The sequence below is a fragment of the Microbulbifer epialgicus genome, assembly GCF_041447265.1.
Classification (GTDB): domain Bacteria; phylum Pseudomonadota; class Gammaproteobacteria; order Pseudomonadales; family Cellvibrionaceae; genus Microbulbifer; species Microbulbifer epialgicus.
Map to the genome: position 1 here is coordinate 54,350 of NZ_JBGMEK010000019.1, position 23,093 is coordinate 77,442.

Here is a 23,093-nt window from a genome sequence, read left to right on the forward strand (position 1 = left end):
CCTAAATGGTAAATTCATGTCCCAAATACACTTCGCGAACTTGTTGGTTGGCGAGCACCGCATCTGGTGTGCCAGCTGCAATGATATGTCCTTCACTAACGATGTAGGCGGTCTCACAGATATCCAGGGTTTCTCGTACATTGTGGTCGGTAATGAGAACACCAATACCGCGATCTCGCAGATGGCGAATAATTTCCTTGATGTCGTTGACCGAGATTGGGTCCACACCTGCGAAAGGCTCGTCCAATAATACAAAGTTAGGGTTGGTGGCTAGGGCCCTTGCGATCTCAACTCTGCGGCGCTCTCCCCCGGAAAGGGCCATACCGAGGCTGTTTTCAATGTGGGTAATGTTAAATTCCTGGAGTAACTCTTGGGCCTGTTGTTGGCGCTCTGCGCGAGTGAGGTCTTTGCGGGTCTCAAGAATGGCAAGGATGTTGTCCCGAACCGAGAGGCGGCGAAATACTGAGGCCTCTTGGGGGAGGTAGCCAATTCCCTTGCGGGCGCGGCCGTGCATTGAGAGGTGCGTGATATCCTCATCGTCGATGAGTACTTGGCCGGCATCCGCTTGTACCAAGCCGGCAATCATGTAAAAGCAGGTGGTTTTGCCCGCGCCGTTGGGCCCCAAAAGGCCGACTACTTGGCCGCTGGAGACGCAGACAGATACATCCTGGACGACTTTTCTCTTTTTGTATTGCTTGGCTAGGTGTAACGCCTTGAGCGTTGGCATAGAGTGTACCGAAATCTAGTCATGCCGCGGGAACAAGCAGTGCCCACAGGTACGAATTTTATCTGTTGTTGAGTGCTACTTGAGTGCCCTTGGGCTTATTGGCTGCCTTCTTTCTTCTCCGGCTGCCAGATCATTTCTATCCGTTTACCCGCTTGTCCCTCGGCGCTCATTTGCTCCGTGGTCAGATCGTAGTCAATTCTTTCAGCAGTTAAAGTATTGCCATCCCGGTCTACGTAGGCCTTGCCGGTAAGCTGGAGTTGTTCAGAGCTGACTGCATATTCAATTTTCTGGGCATGGGCTTTAATTGGATTTTCCCCTTCCAGTATTTTTTGTTGAAAACGTGCAGGTTTTCCTAAGGCTATGACACGACTGATCTCTTTGTCAGGCGTGAAGTAAACTTCAACCCGATCGGCTTCTATTTTCAGGGATCCCTGGGTTATTACTACGTTATGGTTGTAAACGACCAGGTTGCTGCTTAAACCGGCATTCATAGCGTCAGAGCTGATATTAATACGCTGTTGGCGGTCTTCAGGTAGTGCATTTGCTACCGAGGTTAGGGTCAGCAAAGTAGTGAGAGCGAAAGTCCTTACTACAAAGTGAAATAATTTAGTCAGGGTCATAGTTACTCTTTACATCGGATAGGATTTCCACCCGATCTTCATTCAGGTACACACGCATACCCTTCCCGATAGTGCGGTTAGGGCCGGAGCTAATAGTAACAACTTTGTCCGTTTCGGCGAATTCCTTATCCGGCAGTATGGTAATACTGGACGTTTGTAGTTTGATGCCTCCCGGAGTGGGGAGTTCATCAATTTCTACATCGCCACTTAAAACAAGGCGCTCCCCGCGGTTGTATGCCACCCCTTGCCTGGATTCTGTGCGCCATTTGGGTTGGTCATCTTGATAAAAGAGCATGCGAGGTTCTGTCAGCTCGGCCCTGTCCCGAAGCTTGAACTGGTAATAAGTGATTTGTTCCGCATCCACTCGATAGGCCAGATTTCCATCTTCATTGAAATGGCGTGTCTTGGCACCGCGAATGATCAAGTCAGCAGCTTGGTCATGCTGTTGGGGGGTCGGTCGAATGCCCAGCAATTCCTCAGGCGGGCTCTCAGAAAACCAAAGGCCTGCGCTGATTAGTGTTACTACCAATAAGAGCGGTAACCATGTGCGCATTACTGCTCTCCGATGTAGGGAGCAAGTGCAGCGTCAAAAGTGCCTTGAATTTGCATGATGCGATCACAGACTTCCCTTACAGCGCCTTCCCCGCCGCGGGTATTGGTAATCCAAAGGGCGCGATCCCTCACAGGGGCGGCGGCGTTAGGTGGGGCGATAGGGCAGCCTATACGAGTCATCACCAGAAGATCTGGGTAGTCATCGCCTATGTAGGCGATGTCCTCCAGGCGGCAGGGCTCATCAGTCAAAAGCTCCTGCAGGGCGGCAAACTTATCTTCCCGGCCCTGGATCAGTTTGTTGACTCCGAGGTCGTGTGCCCGACGCTCGACTACATTGCTGCGCCGGCCAGTGATGATGGCTACTTGAACGCCAGAATTTTGCAGCATTTTGATACCGTGTCCATCCAGCGTATTGAAAGTTTTTAGCTCATTTCCGCTATTATCGAAATACAGTTTGCCATCGGTGAGCACACCATCTACATCTAGTACCAGCCAACGAACTTTCATCAGCGCACTATTTAATTCTTCTTCGGAAATCACCAGGGTAATCCTTACATATTGTTGGTGGGCGGTACTAATCCGCTCGGTAATTATTAAATTATCTCAGATTACTCCTGCGCGGAGTATATCGTGCATATGTAGAACGCCGATGGGGAAGTGTGCTTCGTCCTCTACCACCAGAGCAGTAATTTTATAATCCTCCATGATTCGAAGCGCTTCTGCAGCCAGGGTTTCGGCAGAAACCGTCTTGGGTCTGCGGCTCATAACCTGGTTCATGGTGGCTTTATCCAGCTCCAATTTCTGGTCTATCACTCGACGTAAGTCACCATCGGTAAATACACCGAGTAATTCCCCCTTTGAGTCGACAATAGTCGTCATGCCGAAGCCTTTGCTGGTCATTTCCAGCAGGGCTTTGGATAGCAGAGTATCCATTTGAACTTGGGGAAGTTCATCTCCTGCATGCATGACATCCTCTACTTTCAACAACAGTCGTCGCCCCAGGGCGCCGCCAGGGTGGGAGAAGGCAAAGTCCTCCGCCGTAAATCCTCTGGCCTCCAATAGTGCCACTGCCAAGGCATCACCCATCACCAGGGTGACGGTTGTTGAGGAAGTTGGGGCCAGGTTTAGGGGACAAGCCTCGGTTTGAACTGAAATATCCAGGTTGGCATCCGCTGCCTGGGCCAGAGGAGAATCTGTCTTACCTGTCATGCTAATCATTGGGATGCTCAGCCGCTTCAGTAGGGGGAGCAAGGTAAGGACCTCTGCAGAAGAACCTGAATTGGAAATGGCGATTACCAAATCGTCGCGGGTAATCATTCCCAGGTCTCCATGGCTGGCCTCACCGGGGTGCACGAAAAAACTCGGAGTACCGGTACTGGCCAGGGTGGCAGCTATCTTGCGGCCAATATGTCCAGACTTCCCCATACCGGTGACGATAGTTCGGCCGCGGCATTGCAAGATCATTTCGCAGGCGCGTTGGAATTCGCCATTGACTCTTTCTTCCAGCTTGGCAACGGCTTCCGTTTCCATGCGAACTGTGCGCCGTCCTGCATGTAATATCAGATCCTGGGTCATCGAGTACCTCTGGTTGATCGCTTCTATTTCGTAAAGGTGTCAGTAATAGCCAGCTTCACATCGGCTGTGTCTCAGTGTGTGCAGCTGATGAGGTCTGCTCCCTGCTGTTGGCTTGGTGTGCGCTGTTGTCGTGCTAATCTATATTATGAGCGGATCGCTGGCTCTGAAAAGTTCAGCCACTGGCCAAGAGGCGTAAAATGACACGCTCGTACACCGCCACAACTCCGGGCGCGGCCATGGTATAGTCTGCCGCCGCTGCTGTCAGCTCTGTCACTCATTGGACGATCGGCAACCCTCCTTTTCTTTCATACGGGAGAAGCGGACTGCAGCATCGTCATGGCACTTATTTACGCTATGTGCGTCCAAGGAATGATTTGCTAATTGGAGATTATTTGTGAACACATCATTATTTTGGATTAGTCGGTTGGGCTTTTCCCGATGGCTACGGCTTGTACTTTGCGCAGCACTGGTGTCTGCTGTGATTCCTGCGGCGCATGCTGAGCAAAATCCCTATACCATGATTGAAGGGGTTTCCCAAAAATTGCTGGGTGTGATTCGCACAAATGCGCAATATGCAAACTCTGATCCCCAGAGATACTACAGTGCTGTAGAGGGTGTCCTAAACCCGGTTGTAGATTTTGATTTTATTGCACGTGGTGTGATGGGGCGCTACGCCAAGCAGGCTACCGCCACCCAGCGTTCCCGTTTTACCAGCACCTTCCGCCGCGATCTTGTAGCCACTTTTGCACGTGGTGTAGCAAACTTTGGCGACTTGGATGTAAAGGTCGTTAATCCGGGCACAATGCCCTCCGGTAATCGAGTCAATGTTTTACAGGAGGTGCGCAGTAAAGAGGGAATTACCAAGGTATCCTATACCCTGGTGCGCAATCGCGCTGGGCAGTGGAAATTAATCAATGTGATCTTGAATGGGGTCAATCTGGGGAAAACCTTCCGCAGCCAGTTTTCCCAGTCCATGCAGACCTACGGTGACCTTGACAAGGTTATTTCTAACTGGTCGGCTGGTGAAGATGTTGTTGATAAAGTGAGCTAGTTGGCGAACTTGGGGGTGCGCAGCTGCGCACCCCACCGAATTCAAGTACACTTGCGTGCTGTTTTTCAATCCAACGCAAATCCCTCCTATGCAACCTGATGAAATCAAAGCCCTAATTGAGGGGCATATTCCCGAGAGTAATGTCGATGTCACTTTTGAGGGTAGCCACCTCTTAGTGACGGTGGTCAGCAGTGCCTTTGAAGGCTTGAGTCGCTTAAAAAAGCAGCAGCTTGTATATGCGGCGCTCAATGACAAAATTGCCGATGGTACCTTGCACGCGGTGCAGATGCAGACCCTTACTCCAGAAGAAGCCAGTCGTTAACCCGTTGCTGTAAAAGCAACAACTTCCGAAGTATGAGACCGAATGGATAAGTTAATAATAGAGGGCGGCAGCCCAGTATCCGGAACATTGCGTATTTCCGGTGCTAAGAATTCCGCACTGCCTATTTTGGCCGCAGCCCTGTTGGCGGACGGCCCCGTACATATCCATAACCTGCCGCACCTCAATGACATCACCACCATGATCACCCTGCTGCGCTGTATGGGTTGCGATGTCACAATCGATGAAAAACTGGGTGTGGAAATTGATCCTCGTTCGGTTAATGACCTGACGGCGCCATATGAGCTGGTAAAAACCATGCGCGCATCTATTCTGGTGCTTGGTCCTTTGCTGGCGCGCCACGGTGTGGCCAATGTATCCTTCCCCGGAGGATGTGCCATCGGCAGCCGCCCTGTAGATATTCATCTCAAAGGGTTGGAGGCCATGGGTGCTGAGATCACAATTGATGGCGGCTTTATCCGGGCGCGCTCTAATGGTCGCCTGAAAGGCGCCAATATCGTCATGGAAAAGGTGACGGTCGGTGGCACCGAGAACCTACTGATGGCTGCTGTATTGGCAGAAGGCACTACCGTCCTGCACAACGCCGCGCGTGAACCCGAAATTGTGGACCTGGCTGAGTTCTTGATTGCCATGGGAGCGCAGATCGAAGGTGTGGGTACCGATACCCTGCGTGTTCATGGGGTTCCAAAATTGGCGCCCTGTACCTTTACCGTGATGCCTGACCGTATTGAAACCGGTACTTTCCTTGCGGCTGCTGCAGCGGCTCGGGGTAAGGTGCGCCTGCTGCACACTCGTGCGGATATTCTTGATGCGGTGCTGCTTAAATTTGAAGAGGCCGGCGCACATCTGAGCTGCGGAGATGACTGGATAGAGTTGGACATGAAGGGTAACCGCCCCAAGGCGGTCAGCTTTCGCACAGCGCCTTACCCGGCATTCCCAACCGATATGCAGTCTCAATTTACCGCAATGAATGCGGTGGCTGAGGGTAAGGGAGCCGTAGTTGAGACGATTTTTGAGAATCGCTTGATCCAGGTACACGAATTAAACCGTATGGGGGCGAATATCACCCTAGAGGGCAACACCGCGTTCGTCACCGGAGTTGAAAAGCTTAAAGGAGCTCCTGTGATGGCTTCTGATTTACGAGCTTCGGCCAGCCTGGTGATTGCGGGAATGGTTGCCGAAGGCACCACTACCGTTGATCGCATCTACCATATTGATCGCGGGTATGAATGTATCGAGGAAAAATTACAGCAGCTGGGAGCGAACATCCGCCGCATGCCTGGTTAGAGAGACCCGCCGCTTTTAAAGCGGCAGTAGCTAAAAATAAGCCGGCTTGAACATGACTATGCAAATTACTATCGCCCTGACTAAAGGGCGAATTCTGCAGGAAACCCTACCATTGCTCGCCGCTGCGGGGCTTGAGCCGCTGGAAGATCTCGGCAGGAGTCGCAAACTCATTTTCTCCACCAACTGTGAGGGCGTGCGCCTGCTTCTCCTCCGAGGTGTAGATGTACCTACCTACGTGCAGCATGGCGCTGCAGATATGGGGGTTGCCGGTAAGGATACGCTGCTCGAGCATCACTCCGATGGTATCTATGAGCCCCTGGATCTGGGGATTGCCCGCTGCCGGCTGATGACTGCTGGAGTTAAGGGGGCGGTGCTGCCCAGTGGTCGTATCAAGGTGGCGACTAAGTTTGTAGAAAGCGCCAAGCGCCACTATGCCGCTCAAGGGCGCCAAGCCGATATTATCAAGCTGTATGGAGCAATGGAGTTGGCACCACTGATGGATCTGGCCGATGAGATTGTCGATATTGTTGATAGTGGTAATACGCTGAAAGCCAACGGTTTGGAAGCCCGCGAAACCATCGCTCATATTAGCAGCCGCTTAATTGTGAATAAGGCTGCAATGAAGATGAAGTACAAGCCGATTAGCAACCTGATTGAAAGGTTGGCAGCGGCAGTTGCGTAAAACAGAAAAGTCTCCAGGAAGTCATGAATAGTAAGAGTATTCGCCGGCTGAGGGCAGCTGACAAGACCTTTGACAAGCAACTGGAGCAGCTGCTTGCCTGGGAAGCAGTTGCCAATAAGGAAGTCGAAGATACGGTTGCGGAGATCTTACAGCAAGTTCGCAGCCGAGGTGATGCGGCAGTTATCGAATATACCAACCGATTTGATCGTCGGGAGATAGCCCAGGCAGAAGAATTTGCATTGGGTCCGGAAGTATTGGTCGAGGCCCTTGGACGTATCGGTGCGGAAGAGCGTGACGCGTTGGAGGTTGCCGCGCAACGTGTGCGCGAGTACCACGAGCACCAACGTCAGGAATCCTGGCGATACACTGAGGCTGATGGCACTGTCCTCGGTCAGCAGATTACACCAATGGAGCGGGTGGGTATCTATGTGCCCGGTGGTAAAGCTAGCTACCCTTCGTCAGTGTTGATGAATGCTATTCCGGCAAAAGTAGCCGGGGTAGATTCGGTGATGATGGTTGTGCCCGCTCCCGAGGGGGAGCTTAACGACTTAGTCTTGGCTGCCGCAGCGATTGCCGGTGTGGATCGTCTTTATACTATTGGAGGGGCTCAGGCTGTGGCCGCTCTGGCCTATGGTACCGAGACAATTCCCGCTGTGGATAAAATTGTTGGTCCGGGCAATATCTTTGTCGCCACCGCCAAGCGGGCAGTATTTGGGCATGTAGCCATCGATATGATTGCGGGCCCATCGGAGATACTGGTGATTTGCGATGGGGTCACTGAGCCGGACTGGATTGCAATGGATTTGTTATCCCAGGCCGAGCATGATGAGCAGGCCCAGTCGATTCTGCTGTGCCCAGATGAGGAATTCATTGATGCAGTAGAGGTTTCTCTGCAGCGCCTGTTAGCAGAATTGCCGAGGGCACATATTGCGGCTAAGTCTCTTGCGGATCGCGCTGCTCTAATCCAGGTTGACTCCTTGGAGCAGGCGCTGGAGATCTCCAATCGGATAGCCCCCGAACATCTTGAGGTGTCCGTGGCGGAGCCTGAGCTTCTTCTTCCGAAAATCCGCAATGCAGGTGCAATCTTTCTGGGTCGCTATACCGCTGAAGCACTGGGAGATTATTGTGCGGGCCCTAATCACGTGCTGCCCACCAGTGGAACCGCTCGCTTTTCATCGCCTTTAGGGGTTTATGACTTCCAGAAGCGCAGTTCTATAATTTATTGCTCACCGGAGGGAGCCGATAAGCTCGGTCGTGTTGCAATGACTCTCGCTCGAGGTGAGGGGCTTGAGGCACATGCGCGCTCCGCTGCTTTTCGTGTAAAACGTTAGGATTGTTACGCTTCTCCTGTCGAGGACATTTTCCGGAAAGCATAAGATGAAAAAAATACTTCTATGTTTGGTCGCAATAGTTGTTGTTGGTTGTGCGACCACGAATGAATTTACTATTGCTGAATACACTCAGCAGAGCCTGCCGTCGGTTGCATTGTTTGCCAAGACTCCTGAGGTCGACTTTGAGCAGCGTTGCAATAGTTTTACTGGAGATTCACTTCTCAAGTACTGCCACTTTGATGTAGTTGACTACCGGGAGTTGCACCGGGAGCTGGCTAACTCGGATATTTTTGAAACGGTGCAGCTGGGCAATGAGGAAGTCCCTTATCAGTTGTTGATAGCATCCGCCGGGTATGTGGAGGAGGGCGTTGAGGAAATCGGCGAAGCGGTTATTGCTGGTGCAACAATGATGCTGGCTCCCCTGACTACTACTCGGGATATCCATATCGATGCAATGCTTACGTGGCACGGACTGCCGTTGAAGCGCTACCAGTTCGAATTCCCATTCACCTCGAAAGTCAATTTGTTTACCCCTCCAGGGCAGGCCGAACAAGATCTGGCCAAAGCCTTGGCAGCAAAACTGATTTTCCAGCTCCAGCGAGATCAGGTTATGGCTCCGGAGTATCTCTACAAGATTATCGGTGCCAGCGATTATCATCAGGCCTTAATTCTACCGGAATCGGTGGGGGATTATGTGAGTAGCCCCGTGGTTCTCGCCAGTCACCCCTTAGTTGGTGCACAGGTCCGCTATGTGCATCGCCAGTTTCAGTTCGACTCAGTCGATGTTTTTGTGTACCCCGTACCTAGCTGGGATTGGCAAGACCCACATTCCGTACAGGTCCGTGAAGTGGGTAGAGTCCGCGAGGAAATGGCTTTGGTTGAAAAAGAGGCAAACTGGCAGGCCTTGAGTCTCAGTGATGAGATTTCTGAAGTTTGGAAAGTGCGGGGGAAATTTATCCCTGTGACACGGCTCTCCGGGTATTTTCTGGCGCCTGATGGAGAGCGCTTCGACACACACACTTATCTATTTTTGCGCAAAGACAAGCTGATCAAAGTGCGTGCCTCCTTTGCTGGCGTAGGGAGAAACCGGAGCGAAGTGGAGGATTTTGCCAAGGGGTTGATCGGCAAGGCGGACGTCCCTAGTGAATCTAAGTTTATGGTAAAAGTGCGGGAAAATTGGCGCGAGAAGCTGGCCAGTAATTAGTGGGGGGTAAACGTCGGCTTTCCGGTTCAACTGTTTTAGCTCAAAATCAGTTTCCCATAGGAATTTTGGTGGCCTGCCAGGCAAGAACCTGCCATTTCCCCTGTCGTTTGACGAAGGTGCCAGTATTCAAGTAGTGGCTGGTCTTTCCACTAGCGTGGTCATTGGCGACCAGCTGAAATGCGACCACGGCAGTATCGCCTAGCAAGCGGATATCTACGTCTTCTGCGGCATAAGTTACCGAAACTGTCTCACCTGATGGGTTTTCCATCCCCCGCATAATCTGACCTTTGCCGAATCGCTTGCCTGCTGAGCTGGTGTAGATCAGGTCTTCTGCCCAGAAGCGCTTATGTGCTTCTGCACTATCGGCCGCATTGGCGATAAAGTTATGTAAAAGCTTTTGGAGTTCCTGGCGGTCATCGGCATGGGCAAGCCCAGTGGCCAGGACGAAGAGTAATGTCATGGTGATTGCGCGCACAGGTTCCCCTTTTGCTGGTTATTCCGTGGTTGTTGCTGTATCGGGTTTAACAGATACGGTTGCTTCCACTGTATGGGATGTCCCATCCCGGGTGAAGGTAATGGATATGGTATCCCCTGGGCGCAATGTTGCCATAGTAGCCTCCCCTTGCTTGCCATCTCCGATTGGCAGGCCGTCGATATGCGTGATGACATCACCCGGTTTGAGCCCGGCGTTGTGAGCGGGGCTTTCATTGTAGATCGCAGTAATCATCACCCCGCCTGTTGAGGCCAGGTTAAACTCCCTGGCCATCTGTGGATTGATGGCACTGGCTTCAATCCCGAGCCAACCAGGTACTACCCGCCCGTAAGCGATAATATCCTGCATCACCTTGAAAGCGATGTTAGCGGGAATTGCAAAACTGATCCCCCCAGAATAACCGGATTGGTTAAGGATTGATGTATTGATGCCGAGCAGGCGGCCTCGAGAGTCCACCAGTGCCCCTCCCGAGTTGCCAGGATTGACGGCGGCATCTGTCTGCAGAAAGTTTTGCAGGTGACTGCCGGTTCCAGAATTTTCCAGGTGGCGGCCTTTGGCACTGATGATGCCCTGGGTAACAGTCTGCCCAACCCCAAAAGGGTTGCCAATGGCCAGAACAACATCCCCTACCTGGGCGGATTCGGGTTCGCCAACGGAAATTGAAGTGAGCCCGTCGAGCTCAATTTTTAACACAGCCAGGTCAAAATCGGCATCGCTACCCACCATGCGTGCCTGAGCCTCTCGACCATCTGCCAACAAAATGACGATAGCGTCAGCCTGGTCGACCACATGGTGGTTGGTAAGAATATAGCCGTTGTCACTGACGATAACTCCCGACCCCAGGTTTGATTGCATGCGCTCTCTTTGGGGGACATTCATATTGTCGAACAAACGGCGAAAAAGTGGGTCATTAAAAAGAGGGTGCTGTCTTTGCGGCAGCGCCATACGGGTATAGATGTTGACAACGGCTGGGCCGGCAACATTGACTGCGTGGGCATAGGATACGGGCCCTTGCCAGGTCTCCTTTTGGGGAACGGGAGCTCCGCCACGCAGTTGCGGGAATGTGATTAACAGCAGGACCGCCATGACAAGGCCTACCAGGGCAGGCAGGGCCCAGTCCTGTAAAAAGCGATTTTGGAACACTCTCGACTCCTCTTTGCGCTGATTATACACACGTCTGAAGGTGGAATCGCTGAGAGGAGGGATTTGTTTCTTCCGGGCCAGGATGGGTGTTAAAGGCGTTGTCCAGTTTCCCTAGGATTGAAGAAGTGGGAAATCTTTGACGTTGGGTCCAGTTTGCTCGCCGGATCGAAGCTCAGTCCGAGAGCTAAGTGGACCAAGTGGACGTCGGACAGAGATCACCAGCTGTTTCGGCCTGCTATTGGATGATAATTGCGGCATTGGGTGATGGCTTGACTTTGCTCTTAGATTCCGCCTAGTGAGCTGTTTTCCCAGTATTTGGGTCCGGTAGTGTTCAGGTTGCCAATGCTGCCAAAGCAGTGAGGCCAAACTTAACTATAACTGCCACCTTTATAAAAAAGTTTATCCGTTGTTGGCCTTGAGATTGGTCCGTTTTTCTGGAATCGAGTTGAAATTGAGTTTTTTGAATCGTATGGAGGCCCTATTAAAAATAGTGCGGTATGTACCAGTGGTACAGGTAGGTAAAGATTGGGCTTGAAGTAGGCTTGCGGGTAGTTGTGATCGGGGTTTTGTTTGTCGATGCCGATTGGGATATCCACGGGAATTGGCAATTTCCAGCTTCATAGATTCCATTTTTATTGACAGGTCAGGAGAAGCGCTATAGGTCGGGGTTGCCTGTATTTTGTTTTTCCGCACTTGTGAATTTAAATTCTGCGATAATGAGTTCTTGTAAATTAAGAGAGTGTAGGCATTTGATACTAGTCTATCTTGACTGAATTATATATCGGCAGTAGATGGCTAAGTTGGCTTGTATACATCAGGGTTATCCCTTCACCTATTAATCGATGACTAGACTTAGGGTCTTTGCACAAGCAAAAAAATGTATATCCCGTTACGTTGATTAATTGGTATTGCTGCTTGGGTAGGTGCCATAAGACCGGCTATAGCTATGTGGGCTTGAAGCAGGTGGTATTGTTGACTCGCTTATGGAGCCTCTAAATAATTCCGTAATAGGCCTGCGGGATTTCAAGTGCGATTCATACTTCCATTGCGACTTACTGAAAGGTCTGGACATTCTTGCGAGCTGCTCTGGAGGCTAGCGCATCACGGAATTATTTAAAGGCTTCTTAAATTTCTATAGTTATTTTTTATGAATAGGCGATGGTGCAAATTATCGGCTTCACGACTGGATGTCGTGTGTTTGGGATATTGCAATGATTGATGAGGCTATAGCTCCCCTTCTTGTATGGTGCTGGCATTGGTCCAAATACTCATATGCGTATAATAGCCAATCGAAAAATTAAGACTAACCGGCAATTTTTGTATTGGAGAGCAAAATGTCCCTAGTTCGCCCCCATGGTAGTGTCGAGTTACAGCCGCGCTTCGTATATGACAGTGAGAGGCATCACCAGCTGATGCATGAAGCGGAGTCGATGCCTTCTATCGTGGTTAGCTCTGCCGCTGCAGCCAATGCTGTAATGCTGGGGGCTGGCTACTTCAACCCGCTGCACGGCTATATGAATTTGGCTGATGCCCTGAGTGTTGCGGAGACTTTGCGGACTGCTGACGGTCTTTTCTGGCCCGTACCTGTTCTGAATTTGGTCAAAGATGTTAGCGCGATTGAGGGGGCCTCCCGGATTGCACTACGTGACCCGAATGTAGAGGGTAACCCCGTGTTAGCGGTGATGGATGTGGAGTCTATAGAGTCCGTCATTGACGAGCAGATGGATGCTATGGCAGAGCATGTTTTTGGGACCTTGGATGAGAAGCATCCCGGGGTTGAGACTTTTAAGTCGGCCGGCCGCCAGCTGATCTCGGGTCCTATTGAAGTGCTTAATTTCAGCTACTTCCAAAATGACTTCCCGGATACTTTCCGCACAGCCGTTGAAATTCGCAATGAGTTTATTGAGCGTGGATGGAATAAAGTTGTGGCTTTTCAGACCCGCAATCCCATGCACCGCGCCCACGAAGAACTGTGCAAAATGGCGCTTGAAGCGGTAGACGCAGATGGCATACTGATCCACATGCTGCTGGGTCAACTGAAGCCTGGTGATATACCGGCCCCGGTGCGCGATGCGGCAATTCGCAAAATGGTTGAGGCCTACTTCCCTGCAAATACCGTAATGGTCACGGGTTATGGCTTCGACATGCTGTATGCGGGCCCTCGGGAGGCCGTATTGCACGCAGTATTCCGCCAAAACTGCGGCTGCAGCCACCTGATAGTTGGTCGTGACCACGCAGGGGTTGGTGACTACTATGGTGCTTTTGATGCTCAAAGCATTTTCGATGAAAAGGTGCCAGAGGGCGCTTTGGAAATCGAAATTTTTCGTGCCGATCACACCGCCTATTCAAAAAAACTGAATAAGGTTGTGATGATGCGCGATGTGCCCGATCATACTAAGGAAGACTTTATCTTGTTGTCTGGCACGAAGGTGCGCGAGATGCTGGGCAATGGCATTGCCCCGCCGCCAGAGTTTTCCCGCCCTGAAGTGGCTCAGATCTTGATGGATTACTACCAGAGCTTGTAATGCTGCAATAAGAAAGGCGGGGTTGCCCGCCTTTCTTATTTGTAGACATAAGGCACTGTCGAAGTGCTGTTTGGGGAGGTATTCAGCTGCCTGCGTGCGCCTCTTTCTCCAGGCCGTAATCTTCGGCCAGGGTACCCTTGGCGCCGGGCTCTTTGGGGGCCCAGTCCTTCGGTGGTTCCATTTCCTGGAGTTGTTTGTCGTCGTCCTTCAGTTTACCGCTGCCGGCTTCCAGCATTTGCCGGCCGATATCCTGGCTGGAGAGGCGCAGGGCGCTATTGGAAAGGTATTCGTGAATTTCCTTGTAGCTCTCCGTAAGGTTATGAACCAATTGGGAGGTTTGGTCAAAGTGCTCATTAACCTGAAGCTGGAAGTCTTCAAGTTTGTCATTGGCCTCTTTGAGGCGAAGTTCCAATTCCTGGGTGCGGTCAACACTGGTGCGGCCGCGGACCGCTAGGTATGACAGCAGTGCCCCCAGAATCATGCCGAAGATGCCGACTAGAATTAATACCGATGTAGAGTGCACTTACTACCTCCTCAATTTGCTTTTTTATGGCACTGGCGATCCGTGATGGATACTGGAGCGGTCGTTATCTCATTGATTTCATCGCTCCATGCCTCGGGGAGCCCCCCTTAAGCGACTATCAACCCCATGCGAGCGGGCCAAGTATACGCGATTATTAACCCGACAATTAACACTGTTGGTAATCTGCGACACGCAAGTTGGTCAGCGGTTCCGAATTGCCGTCGCCACCTGGCGAATTGCACTGGTTTTATCGGTCAGAGGGGGGAGATTGGTAGTGCCTTTATTGTCTAGGCGACTCCGTGATGAATTTGATAGAGTGCGCGCCAGTAATCCTATTGTTAAAGATTTTTTCCGATATGTCGTCCGCTAATCCACCCTTCCTTTCCCCTATCGCGCGTTATGAGAGTGATTTGCAGCGCACGGATTTTGTCGAAGATGCCTCCCAGAGAGCGGCGGTGGAGGAGTTGCAGTGCTTGCATCAGCGTCTGGTTGCGAAATCGGGGCAGGGCATTGTTGGAAATCTTCTTGCCCGTTTGCGCAGAGTTGAAGCCGGCCCAGAGCGGGGGCTCTATTTCTGGGGTGGGGTGGGGCGTGGCAAGACCTACCTGATGGATGCCTTTTATGAGTCTCTGCCATTTGCAAGTAAGCAGCGTACCCATTTCCATCGTTTTATGCGCCAGGTACATGGAGACTTAAAAGAGTATGCCGGGGAGAAGAACCCTTTGGAAAAAGTGGCCGATAAGATCGCCGGCCGGGCCAGGGTGCTCTGTTTTGATGAGTTTTTTGTCTCCGACATTGCCGATGCCATGATTTTGGCTGGTTTGCTGGAGGCGCTATTCCGCCGCGAGGTGGTCTTGGTGGCCACTTCCAATATTGAGCCAGCGGGGCTCTATAAGGATGGTCTGCAGAGAGCCCGCTTCCTCCCGGCAATTAAGCTTCTACAGCAGCATACCAAAGTGGTGAATGTCGACGGGGGCACGGACTACCGGCTGCGCACCTTGGAGTTACTGGAGCTCTACCATGCACCGTTGGATGAGGCTGCGGATGAAAGCCTGTCCCGCAGCTTTACCCAGCTGAGTGTGGATGGCTGTGAGGTTCGTGATGATGTGGATTTGCAGGTAGAGGGACGCCCAATTCGCGCACTGAAGGTGGCGGATGATGTGGCCTGGTTTAACTTCACCGATCTCTGTGATGGGCCGCGCTCACAAAATGACTACATCGAGCTGGCGCGGGAGTTTCATACGGTATTGCTTGCGGCAGTCCCTAAATTTGATGAGCGGATGGATGCCCAGGCGCGTCGCTTCATTAATCTTGTGGATGAATTCTACGATCGTTGCGTCAAGCTGGTGATCTCTGCTGAGGTGTCGGCGGAGGCACTTTATGGCGGACGTCACCTCCGCTTTGAATTTGAACGGACGGTCAGCCGCCTTCTGGAAATGCAGTCTCGCGAGTATCTGGAGAGGGCGCACAGGCCCGGTTAGCGGCGGCCCGTGGCAGGTTGAAAAATCGCTTGAAAAGCAAACACTCCTTTTGTACTATCCGCGCTCTTTTGTGGGACGGCCCCTAATTTCTGGGGGTCATATTACAGGTGTTTATAACATGAAGACATACAGTGCCAAGCCAGAAGCGGTAAAACGCGACTGGTACATTGTTGACGCTGCGGACAAGACCCTCGGCCGTATTTCTGCCGAGATCGCCCACCGCTTGCGCGGCAAGCACAAGCCTGAATACACGCCCCACGTGGACACTGGTGATTACATTATCGTAATCAACGCCGAAAAGGTTCGCGTGACCGGTAACAAGGCCAAAGACAAGATCTACCACAGCCACTCCGGCTACCCGGGTGGTCTCAAATCCATCAGCTTCGAAAAGTTGATCGAAAAAGCGCCCGAGCGCACCGTTCAAAGCGCCGTTAAAGGCATGCTGCCGAAAGGTCCTTTGGGTCGTGCCATGTTCAAGAAGCTGAAAGTATACAGCGGTAGTGAACATCCTCATGCGGCTCAACAGCCGGTTGAACTGGCGATCTAAACGGGAATAAAACTGATGGCAACTACTCAATACTACGGTACCGGCCGCCGCAAGACCTCTACCGCTCGTGTATTTATTGTACCGGGTGAAGGCAAGATCACTGTAAACGGTCGCACACTGGACGAATACTTTGGTCGCCAAGTGGCTCGTATGATCGTGCGCCAGCCGCTGGAAAAGGTCGACATGGTCGAAAAGTTTGATATCACTGTAACTGTTAAAGGTGGCGGTTCTTTCGGTCAGGCGGGTGCTATCCGTCATGGGCTGACCCGTGCACTGATGCAGTACGATGAGGCGCTGCGTCAGCCGCTGCGCGCTGAAGGATATGTTACCCGCGATGCCCGTGAGGTCGAGCGTAAGAAAGTCGGTCTGCGCAAAGCGCGCAAGAAACCGCAATTCTCCAAGCGTTAAGCTTTCTTTTGGGCCCGGCATCAGCCGGGCTTTTTTATATCAGGCGTGTCGATTTCAAATGGAGATATTGAGGTCTGCTCGATTTCTCGCAGCTTCGCCGCGCTATTCCCGACGTTCCCGGCGTCTTTGCCTTGTATCAAAATGGCATTTTCTTTAACATTGCGCGGATTTGTATCCGCTTGATTTGTGGGGTTTATTCGCGCGGGCAATCTGCCGGAGCGGGATTTTTTTCAAGACTTATTGGGTTTGGGCCAGTGTAACTCCGGTGTATCCGGAGGCGCTGTGATGGGAGAACTACGTCATGAGTGATGACGGTATAAATGTAGGACGGCGCCGTTTTTTAACCGCTGCTACCTCTGTTGTCGGCGGTGCGGGAGCGGTTGGGGTTGCCGTTCCCTTCGTCGCTTCCTGGAATCCGAGTGCAAAGGCAAAAGCCGCGGGCGCTCCGGTTAAATATAACATTAGCAAACTCGAGCCGGGCCAGATGGTTACCGTCGAGTGGCGTGGTAAGCCGGTTTATGTGGTGCGCCGTACAGACGAGATATTGCGGGACTTGGAGAAGGTAGAGTCACAGCTGCGCGATCCGAACTCCGAGGAATCTATCCAGCCGGATTACGTAGATCCGGAAACCCGCTCTATTAAACCGATGTTATTAGTCCTGGTCGGCTTGTGCACGCATTTGGGTTGTGCACCTATGTACCGTCCGGAAGTTGGTGCCGCTGATTTGGGTGGCGAAGAGTGGATGGGCGGCTTCTTTTGCCCCTGTCACGGCTCAAAATACGATATGGCTGGCCGCGTTTATAGTGGTGTTCCCGCACCTACCAACCTGGAGGTTCCGCCTTATTCCTACGAAAGCGATGAGATAATCGTGATTGGTGTAGACCAGGAGGGCACTGCATGAAATGGCTAGCGGATTTCGGTGATTGGGTGGATCAGCGCCTGCCAATCTATCAGGCCTGGGACAAGCACATGGGCAAGTACTACGCGCCCAAAAACTTCAACCTCTGGTACTTCTTCGGCGTATTCTCACTGCTTGTACTGGTCAACCAACTGCTGACCGGCATCTGGCTGGTAATGAGCTACAACCCGTCCGCCGAGGAGGCATTTGCCTCGGTTGAATACATCATGCGTGATGTGGAATGGGGCTGGCTGATTCGATATCTCCACTCAACGGGTGCATCTGCGTTCTTTGTGGTGGTGTATCTGCATATGTTCCGCGGTTTGCTGTACGGTTCCTATAAGCCGCCGCGTGAGTTGGTGTGGATTTTCGGGATGTGTATCTACCTGGTACTGATGGCAGAAGCCTTTATGGGCTATGTACTGCCATGGGGGCAGATGTCCTACTGGGGTGCTCAGGTCATTGTATCCTTGTTTGGCGCCATCCCGGGTATCGGTGACAGCCTTGTGGAGTGGATTCGCGGCGACTACCTGATCTCCGGTATTACCTTAACTCGTTTCTTCTCCCTGCACGTGATCGCGTTGCCACTGGTGCTGGTGCTGTTGGTGGTACTGCACATTCTCGCATTGCATGAAGTAGGCTCCAATAACCCCGATGGTATCGAAATCAAGAAGAATAAGGATGAGAATGGCATTCCTAAAGACGGTATTGCTTTCCACCCTTACTATTCTGTGCACGACCTTGTGGGTATTGCGGTATTCCTGTTTATCTTTGCCACGGTAGTGTTCTTCTTCCCGGAAATGGGCGGCTTCTTCCTAGAGCATGCCAATTTTGAGGAGGCGAACCCGCTGAAGACCCCGCCGCATATTGCTCCGGTTTGGTATTTCACGCCGTTCTATGCCATTTTGCGTGCAGTAACCATGGATATAGGCCCGCTTACGGCTAAATTCCTTGGGTTGGTAGCTATGGGGGCCGCTATTGCCGTGCTGTTCGTACTGCCCTGGCTGGATAAGAGCCCGGTGCGTTCGATCCGCTATAAGGGCTGGCTGCCCAAAGGTCTGCTGCTCCTGTTTGCTGCGGTATTTATTATCCTGGGCTATCTGGGGGTTAAATCCCCGACCCCTGAGCGTAACTTCCTATCTCAGGTGGCGACCTTATTCTACTTCGCCTTCTTCCTGACCATGCCGGTTTGGACTAATCCGAAGAGTCGCAAAGGTATTGGTTCCTGGGTTGTCAGTATCACCTTCGGTGTGCTCTTCTTGTGGATGGCGGTTGCTAACTTCTCTGTAAGTACGTTCATGGGAGTGGTGACTCTCCTTTTGGCAGTCTTCTTCGCCGCATTGCCCTGGATCACCAGTCGCGACGAGGTAGATCCGGAGCCTGAGCGTGTAACCAGCCCATCTGGTGCCAAGACATTCGGAATCCTGTTTATCGGTATTGTGGTCGTAGCGTTGTTGACCTTCATCCCGATTAAGGCAGTGGGTGCGGAGTCCAGTGTAGAATTGGACCACATCAATATCGATCTGCAGGACAAGCCATCCCTGCAGCGCGGTGCCAAGTATTTCGTCAACTACTGCATGGGCTGTCACAGTGCCAACTACTCCCGCTGGGAGCGTGTTTCCACTGACTTGGGCATCCCGCGAGAGCTGATGATGGAGAACCTGGTTTTAGGTAATGACAAGATCGGCAACCTGATGCAGATCTCTATGCGTCCGGATGACTCCAAAGTATGGTTTGGTGCCACGCCGCCGGACCTGACGCTGGTTGCGCGCTCCCGCTCTCCGGAATGGCTCTACACTTACCTCCGCAGTTTCTATAAGGATGACAGTCGTGCTACAGGGGTAAACAACCTGGTATTCCCCAGCGTTGCCATGCCCCATGTGCTGATGGAGCTGCAGGGCTTGCCCGAGTGTGCTCCCGGCCCCAAGCTCGATCACGGTAAGGTTGTACGCGATGAGCTGGGTAATCCGATCATGGACGCCGACTGTGGTAGCCTGGAAGTGGGTAAGATAAAAGGTTCGATGAATCCGGAAGAGTTCGATCAGGCAATGTATGATCTGGTTAACTTTATGGAGTACATTGCCGAACCTATGGCAGAGGATCGTAAGCGTATCGGCTTCTACGTGCTGGCGTTTATTTTCGTGTTCTTTATCTTTGCCTGGCTGCTGAACCGCGAGTACTGGAAAGACGTACACCACTGAGGTTCGCAGATTTCTTTCTGATGGGTGGTGGGGTTACTCCGCCACCCTTTTATATTTTGAATAAAAGGTTGGCGCTCGCCAACCAATAAGTTTGAGGTAGTTTGAACATGGGTGTGCCTACCAACAAGCGCTCCTCTATGACCTTCTTTTCCGATGGTCGCAGCCACTACAGCCACCGGGTGCGTATTGTGCTTGCCGAGAAAGGGGTATCTGTAGAAATCATAGATGTGGACTCGGATGATAAACCCGCCGAGCTCGCTGACCTCAACCCTTACAATTCGCTACCGACTCTGGTTGACCGCGACCTGGTGCTCTTCGAGACCAAGGTGATGATGGAATATCTGGACGAGCGTTTTCCACACCCGCCGCTGCTGCCGGTATACCCTGTTGCCCGCGCGCAGAGCCGCCAGATTATGCACCGTATTGAGCGTGACTGGTGCCCGCTGGTAGATAAGATTCTTGCCGGTGGCAAGGAAGTAGCTTCGGCACGCAAGGAATTGCGTGATAGTTTGGTTGGCATTGCCCCGATGTTTACCGACCTGCCGTACTTCTTTAACGAGGAGTTTTCCCTGGTGGATTGTTGCATGGCCCCGCTATTGTGGCGCCTTGAGCAGTTCGAAATCAGTCTACCCAAGACCAAGCAAGTTAAGCCTCTGCTGGATTACATGGATCGCCTGTTCGCCCGTGAAGCGTTTCAGCAGAGCCTTACCGAGTATGAGCGGGAAATGCGTTGAGGATAGTTTTGTGAGTAAGCCGGCCATGACATCCAACCGCCCTTATATTTTGCGGGCGTTTTATGAGTGGATAACCGATAACCGGTGCACTCCTTATATTCTTGTTGACACGCATTTGTCTGGAGTACTGGTTCCGCAGCAGCATGTTAATGACGATGGCCAGATAGTGCTGAATATCTCCGAGAGTGCTGTCGCAGGGCTGACTATGGATAACTATGCGATCAGGTTCAATGCGCGCTTCGGCGGGGTCCCGACGGATATCCAGGTACCCGTAGGTGCCGTAGTTGGTATCTACGCTCGTGAAAATGGACAGGGTATGGTGTTTGAGGCAGAAGAGACGCCTGAACCACCAGAGCCCACGCCACCCACCAGCCTGGGTAAGAAATCGGTGAAGAAGCCGGCGTTGCGGATTGTGAAGTAACGCCATTAATCTTTAAAGGGGGGCAGTTTTGCCCCCTTTGTTTTATCCCCGCCCCACCTTTCAGCGTTATTTTTGTGCGCCTTGTCCGAGAATGCGTCGATACCCATTGGGTATAATTGCCTGCTTGTTCTCACTCTTGATTTATCATGCCGTCGTATTTGCAGTGGCTGCGATTTAGCTGGTTGCCTGGGCTGCTTCTGATGTTGCCGCTTGCCCAGTATCTGCCTTGGTTTGATTTGACTCCTTTGTACAATGCCCAGCTGCCTTTCCTGTTGCTGGGCGCGGCATTGCTTCTCAGTTTTTTCTATCGATCCAGCTGGGTTGCGCTGGCTGCGCTTCTGTTGCTGGTTTTTCTTGGTATTGACAGGCTCGGGCTGTTGATAGGGCGGGAGCAGGACCTCCCTCTCTACATGGGGTTAATAGCAATTAACCTGATGTTGTTCATTTGCTGCCGCGACCGTAGCGTATTGAGCTTTTTTGGAATGGCTTGGCTGTTGGCTTTGACATCTCAGGGTGTGGGCCTTTTGGGATTGCAGGAATATTATGGAGCGCTGTCTCAGAAGTTTTCCCTGCCGCATTTGCCTGATTGGTTGCCGGTTTATGCTGGAGCTTCCCCGCCGCTGCCTTTGATGATGTGTATGGCGGCATCTTTCGGTGCATTTCTTTTATTGGGGCTGTATCCAGGCCCCACCGCCATGGGGTTATTCAGCTGCACTGTCCTGGTACTTTACGGGGTCTGGAGTGAGTTGCCGATGGTGGTCTTGGCATCCACAGCGGGATTTCTCCTCATAGCATCATTGTTGGGGACTAGCTATGAGTTGGCTTTTCGCGATGAGTTGACCGGGGTTCGGTCTCGTCGGGCTTTTCGTTACCAGATGCTCACTCCGAGTCGACACTATTGCATCGCCATGATTGATATCGATTACTTTAAAAAACTGAATGACCGCTTTGGCCACCAGGTTGGCGACCAAGTGTTGCGTATGGTGGCAAGCCAAATTGCTCGCTGTAGCCGCGGGTCGGTGTTTCGCTATGGTGGTGAGGAATTTGCGCTAGTGATTCCCGGCCGTGACCGGGCGGCTGCAGAGAGAGAGTTGGAATCGATGCGTGAGAAAATTGCGACATATCCCATGCGTTTGCGCTCAGCCGGTCGAGTGGGTGACCGTAGGGTTCTAGGTTTGAAATTTCGCTCCGGGCAGCTGATTAAGGTGACTGTCAGTATTGGTCTTGCGCAGCGAGGTAAGCAGCTCAAAAAGCCCGAATCAGTCCTAAAAGCGGCTGACCAGGCCCTCTATAAGGCCAAGCGGAATGGGCGCAATTGCCTGTGCGTCCACAGTTGATATAAGTCAACCTAATTTGAAAGTGGCGCTTAATTTCTTATTCGCATTGGTTAATTTCGCGCCGCCCCCCGATACTGCAAAGCAGGGTATTGAAGGGAGTTTCAGCGTGCGATTACTCAGTCACACAATAGGTATTCTTACTAATCCTGAAAAAGAGTGGAAAGCCATACGGGCGGACCGCCACTCGTTTTTCCAGGTTTTCGTGACCCATGTTCCATTCCTGGCCCTGATCCCTACCGTCGCCGGCTATTTTGGTGTCACGCGAGTGGGGTTTGAGGTGGGAGGACACCTGGCCAAATTAACCCCAGAGAGCGCGGCGGTCTTGTCCATCGTGACATACTTTGCGTTGCTGGTTGGAGTCTATTGCCTAGGGGAATTTATTAATTGGATGGCCAGGTCCTATGGTGTCGAAGGCGATGAGGCTACCCGCCATTACGAAGGTACAGCGCTTGCGGTCTTTATCACCACACCGATTTTCCTCGCCAGTATAGTGGTAGTTTTTCCGCACCCCTGGCTTACTATGGTTGCAGTGGGAATTGCCGGAATGTACTCCATATACTTAGTGTTTGCCGGTATCCCAATTTTGATGAAAATGAATAAAGAGCGGGCATTTCTCTACGCTTGTGCGGTGCTGACTGTGGCGCTTGTCATGATGGTTACGGTGTTAATCACTTCGGTAATTTTGTGGAGCGTGGGAATCGGGCCTGTATACCAGCATCACGTCCAATAAAAGAAAAAAAACCGGCATCGCCGGTTTTTTTTCTGGATGGGCTCGATTCAGTATGATTTCCTCTGCCTTCAGCATGCCGTTGTGACCGAGGGTGAGCACCATCGCCTTTAACAATGCCGGTTTTTCCAGTGCTTTCATCTGCCCAGCAATGACGATGGCTTTGTCGAGCCTCGGCAAGTTGATGTCCTAGTGGTCCATGCGGTTAATTCTGTAACGATTGTTTTGCACGCTCTACGGAAGCCAAGATTTGACCGGCGGGCTTTGTCCATTTAAATGGCTTTGC

The 23,093-nt window shown here is 51.9% G+C and carries 24 protein-coding genes; 16 read left to right on the forward strand and 8 right to left on the reverse strand.

Annotation, left to right across the window (positions count from 1 at the left end):
* Nucleotide 1: 1 nt before the first annotated feature.
* From lptB to ACCI49_RS10605, 5 genes are all read right to left on the reverse strand, one after another.
* A complete protein-coding gene (gene lptB / locus ACCI49_RS10585; RefSeq protein ID WP_371838929.1) occupies nt 2-727 on the reverse strand; it encodes an LPS export ABC transporter ATP-binding protein in 726 nt (241 codons plus the stop codon).
* A 95-nt stretch (nt 728-822) separates the two neighbouring features.
* Nucleotides 823-1,347, reverse strand: coding sequence for a lipopolysaccharide transport periplasmic protein LptA (gene lptA / locus ACCI49_RS10590; RefSeq protein ID WP_371838930.1), 525 nt, complete (start codon nt 1,345-1,347; stop codon nt 823-825).
* On the reverse strand, nt 1,334-1,900 hold the full coding sequence (lptC, locus tag ACCI49_RS10595; RefSeq protein WP_371838931.1) for an LPS export ABC transporter periplasmic protein LptC: 567 nt from the start codon (nt 1,898-1,900) through the stop codon (nt 1,334-1,336). The genes lptA and lptC overlap by 14 nt, the downstream gene beginning before the upstream one ends.
* Nucleotides 1,900-2,406: a KdsC family phosphatase gene (locus ACCI49_RS10600; RefSeq protein WP_371838953.1), complete on the reverse strand. Its 507-nt coding sequence runs from the start codon at nt 2,404-2,406 to the stop codon at nt 1,900-1,902. The genes lptC and ACCI49_RS10600 overlap by 1 nt, the downstream gene beginning before the upstream one ends.
* A 96-nt stretch (nt 2,407-2,502) precedes the next feature.
* Nucleotides 2,503-3,474 carry a KpsF/GutQ family sugar-phosphate isomerase gene (locus ACCI49_RS10605; RefSeq protein ID WP_371838932.1) on the reverse strand — a complete coding sequence of 324 codons (972 nt, stop codon included), beginning with the start codon at nt 3,472-3,474 and terminating at the stop codon, nt 2,503-2,505.
* Between the two features lie 394 nt (nt 3,475-3,868).
* Here ACCI49_RS10605 and ACCI49_RS10610 point away from each other — a divergent pair, with 394 nt between their 5' ends.
* From ACCI49_RS10610 to ACCI49_RS10635, 6 genes are all read left to right on the forward strand, one after another.
* Nucleotides 3,869-4,525 (forward strand): MlaC/ttg2D family ABC transporter substrate-binding protein, encoded by a 657-nt coding sequence (locus tag ACCI49_RS10610; RefSeq protein ID WP_371838933.1) that lies wholly within the window; start codon nt 3,869-3,871, stop codon nt 4,523-4,525.
* Between the two features lie 88 nt (nt 4,526-4,613).
* The gene (locus tag ACCI49_RS10615; RefSeq protein ID WP_371838934.1) at nt 4,614-4,847 is read left to right on the forward strand and encodes a BolA family protein; all 234 of its coding nucleotides are present in this window, start codon (nt 4,614-4,616) and stop codon (nt 4,845-4,847) included.
* A 42-nt stretch (nt 4,848-4,889) separates the two neighbouring features.
* Nucleotides 4,890-6,152, forward strand: coding sequence for a UDP-N-acetylglucosamine 1-carboxyvinyltransferase (gene murA / locus ACCI49_RS10620; protein ID WP_371838935.1), 1,263 nt, complete (start codon nt 4,890-4,892; stop codon nt 6,150-6,152).
* A 52-nt stretch (nt 6,153-6,204) separates the two neighbouring features.
* A complete protein-coding gene (gene hisG / locus ACCI49_RS10625) occupies nt 6,205-6,834 on the forward strand; it encodes an ATP phosphoribosyltransferase (protein ID WP_371838936.1) in 630 nt (209 codons plus the stop codon).
* A 23-nt stretch (nt 6,835-6,857) separates the two neighbouring features.
* Entirely contained in the window at nt 6,858-8,165 is a 1,308-nt protein-coding gene (gene hisD / locus ACCI49_RS10630) for a histidinol dehydrogenase (RefSeq protein WP_371838937.1), read from the forward strand.
* 46 nt (nt 8,166-8,211) lie between these two features.
* Complete coding sequence (locus ACCI49_RS10635; protein ID WP_371838938.1) at nt 8,212-9,369, forward strand: hypothetical protein; 1,158 nt, start codon at nt 8,212-8,214, stop codon at nt 9,367-9,369.
* Nucleotides 9,370-9,415: 46 nt separating this feature from the next.
* Here ACCI49_RS10635 and ACCI49_RS10640 read toward each other — a convergent pair whose 3' ends face one another.
* Nucleotides 9,416-9,844 (reverse strand): nuclear transport factor 2 family protein, encoded by a 429-nt coding sequence (locus ACCI49_RS10640; RefSeq protein ID WP_371838939.1) that lies wholly within the window; start codon nt 9,842-9,844, stop codon nt 9,416-9,418.
* Between the two features lie 18 nt (nt 9,845-9,862).
* Nucleotides 9,863-11,005 carry a S1C family serine protease gene (locus ACCI49_RS10645; RefSeq protein WP_371838940.1) on the reverse strand — a complete coding sequence of 381 codons (1,143 nt, stop codon included), beginning with the start codon at nt 11,003-11,005 and terminating at the stop codon, nt 9,863-9,865.
* A gap of 1,334 nt (nt 11,006-12,339) precedes the next feature.
* Here ACCI49_RS10645 and sat point away from each other — a divergent pair.
* Nucleotides 12,340-13,530, forward strand: a complete 1,191-nt coding sequence (gene sat / locus ACCI49_RS10650) for a sulfate adenylyltransferase (RefSeq protein WP_371838941.1) — start codon at nt 12,340-12,342, stop codon at nt 13,528-13,530.
* A gap of 82 nt (nt 13,531-13,612) precedes the next feature.
* Here the strand turns inward: sat and ACCI49_RS10655 are convergent, their stop codons facing one another.
* Nucleotides 13,613-14,053, reverse strand: a complete 441-nt coding sequence (locus ACCI49_RS10655; protein ID WP_371838942.1) for a Z-ring associated ZapG family protein — start codon at nt 14,051-14,053, stop codon at nt 13,613-13,615.
* Nucleotides 14,054-14,409: 356 nt separating this feature from the next.
* Between ACCI49_RS10655 and zapE the strand changes: the two genes are divergently transcribed.
* From zapE to ACCI49_RS10700, 9 genes are all read left to right on the forward strand, one after another.
* Complete coding sequence (zapE, locus tag ACCI49_RS10660; RefSeq protein ID WP_371838943.1) at nt 14,410-15,534, forward strand: cell division protein ZapE; 1,125 nt, start codon at nt 14,410-14,412, stop codon at nt 15,532-15,534.
* Nucleotides 15,535-15,652: 118 nt separating this feature from the next.
* Entirely contained in the window at nt 15,653-16,081 is a 429-nt protein-coding gene (gene rplM / locus ACCI49_RS10665; protein ID WP_371838944.1) for a 50S ribosomal protein L13, read from the forward strand.
* Between the two features lie 15 nt (nt 16,082-16,096).
* Complete coding sequence (gene rpsI / locus ACCI49_RS10670) at nt 16,097-16,489, forward strand: 30S ribosomal protein S9 (RefSeq protein ID WP_371838945.1); 393 nt, start codon at nt 16,097-16,099, stop codon at nt 16,487-16,489.
* A 301-nt stretch (nt 16,490-16,790) separates the two neighbouring features.
* Nucleotides 16,791-17,390: a ubiquinol-cytochrome c reductase iron-sulfur subunit gene (gene petA / locus ACCI49_RS10675; RefSeq protein ID WP_371838946.1), complete on the forward strand. Its 600-nt coding sequence runs from the start codon at nt 16,791-16,793 to the stop codon at nt 17,388-17,390.
* Nucleotides 17,387-19,588, forward strand: a complete 2,202-nt coding sequence (locus ACCI49_RS10680) for a ubiquinol-cytochrome c reductase (protein WP_371838947.1) — start codon at nt 17,387-17,389, stop codon at nt 19,586-19,588. The genes petA and ACCI49_RS10680 overlap by 4 nt, the downstream gene beginning before the upstream one ends.
* Before the next feature lie 107 nt (nt 19,589-19,695).
* On the forward strand, nt 19,696-20,322 hold the full coding sequence (locus ACCI49_RS10685; RefSeq protein WP_371838948.1) for a glutathione S-transferase N-terminal domain-containing protein: 627 nt from the start codon (nt 19,696-19,698) through the stop codon (nt 20,320-20,322).
* A gap of 25 nt (nt 20,323-20,347) precedes the next feature.
* Entirely contained in the window at nt 20,348-20,743 is a 396-nt protein-coding gene (locus ACCI49_RS10690; protein WP_371838954.1) for a ClpXP protease specificity-enhancing factor, read from the forward strand.
* Between the two features lie 200 nt (nt 20,744-20,943).
* Complete coding sequence (locus ACCI49_RS10695; protein WP_371838949.1) at nt 20,944-22,080, forward strand: GGDEF domain-containing protein; 1,137 nt, start codon at nt 20,944-20,946, stop codon at nt 22,078-22,080.
* Nucleotides 22,049-22,810 (forward strand): Yip1 family protein, encoded by a 762-nt coding sequence (locus tag ACCI49_RS10700; protein WP_371838950.1) that lies wholly within the window; start codon nt 22,049-22,051, stop codon nt 22,808-22,810. Before ACCI49_RS10695 ends, ACCI49_RS10700 begins: the two co-directional genes overlap by 32 nt.
* The last annotated feature ends 283 nt before the right edge of the window (nt 22,811-23,093 follow it).

Excerpts from the sequence above, each read along its gene's own strand:
- lptB (WP_371838929.1), bottom strand. The coding sequence starts at position 727 with ATGCCAACGCTCAAGGCGTTACACCTAGCCAAGCAATACAAAAAGAGA.
- lptA (WP_371838930.1), bottom strand. The coding sequence starts at position 1,347 with ATGACCCTGACTAAATTATTTCACTTTGTAGTAAGGACTTTCGCTCTC.
- lptC (WP_371838931.1), bottom strand. The coding sequence starts at position 1,900 with ATGCGCACATGGTTACCGCTCTTATTGGTAGTAACACTAATCAGCGCA.
- ACCI49_RS10600 (WP_371838953.1), bottom strand. The coding sequence starts at position 2,406 with ATGAAAGTTCGTTGGCTGGTACTAGATGTAGATGGTGTGCTCACCGAT.
- ACCI49_RS10605 (WP_371838932.1), bottom strand. The coding sequence starts at position 3,474 with ATGACCCAGGATCTGATATTACATGCAGGACGGCGCACAGTTCGCATG.
- ACCI49_RS10615 (WP_371838934.1), top strand. The coding sequence starts at position 4,614 with ATGCAACCTGATGAAATCAAAGCCCTAATTGAGGGGCATATTCCCGAG.
- murA (WP_371838935.1), top strand. The coding sequence starts at position 4,890 with ATGGATAAGTTAATAATAGAGGGCGGCAGCCCAGTATCCGGAACATTG.
- hisG (WP_371838936.1), top strand. The coding sequence starts at position 6,205 with ATGACTATGCAAATTACTATCGCCCTGACTAAAGGGCGAATTCTGCAG.
- hisD (WP_371838937.1), top strand. The coding sequence starts at position 6,858 with ATGAATAGTAAGAGTATTCGCCGGCTGAGGGCAGCTGACAAGACCTTT.
- ACCI49_RS10635 (WP_371838938.1), top strand. The coding sequence starts at position 8,212 with ATGAAAAAAATACTTCTATGTTTGGTCGCAATAGTTGTTGTTGGTTGT.
- sat (WP_371838941.1), top strand. The coding sequence starts at position 12,340 with ATGTCCCTAGTTCGCCCCCATGGTAGTGTCGAGTTACAGCCGCGCTTC.
- zapE (WP_371838943.1), top strand. The coding sequence starts at position 14,410 with ATGTCGTCCGCTAATCCACCCTTCCTTTCCCCTATCGCGCGTTATGAG.
- rplM (WP_371838944.1), top strand. The coding sequence starts at position 15,653 with ATGAAGACATACAGTGCCAAGCCAGAAGCGGTAAAACGCGACTGGTAC.
- rpsI (WP_371838945.1), top strand. The coding sequence starts at position 16,097 with ATGGCAACTACTCAATACTACGGTACCGGCCGCCGCAAGACCTCTACC.
- petA (WP_371838946.1), top strand. The coding sequence starts at position 16,791 with ATGAGTGATGACGGTATAAATGTAGGACGGCGCCGTTTTTTAACCGCT.
- ACCI49_RS10680 (WP_371838947.1), top strand. The coding sequence starts at position 17,387 with ATGAAATGGCTAGCGGATTTCGGTGATTGGGTGGATCAGCGCCTGCCA.
- ACCI49_RS10685 (WP_371838948.1), top strand. The coding sequence starts at position 19,696 with ATGGGTGTGCCTACCAACAAGCGCTCCTCTATGACCTTCTTTTCCGAT.
- ACCI49_RS10690 (WP_371838954.1), top strand. The coding sequence starts at position 20,348 with ATGACATCCAACCGCCCTTATATTTTGCGGGCGTTTTATGAGTGGATA.
- ACCI49_RS10695 (WP_371838949.1), top strand. The coding sequence starts at position 20,944 with ATGTTGCCGCTTGCCCAGTATCTGCCTTGGTTTGATTTGACTCCTTTG.
- ACCI49_RS10700 (WP_371838950.1), top strand. The coding sequence starts at position 22,049 with ATGGGCGCAATTGCCTGTGCGTCCACAGTTGATATAAGTCAACCTAAT.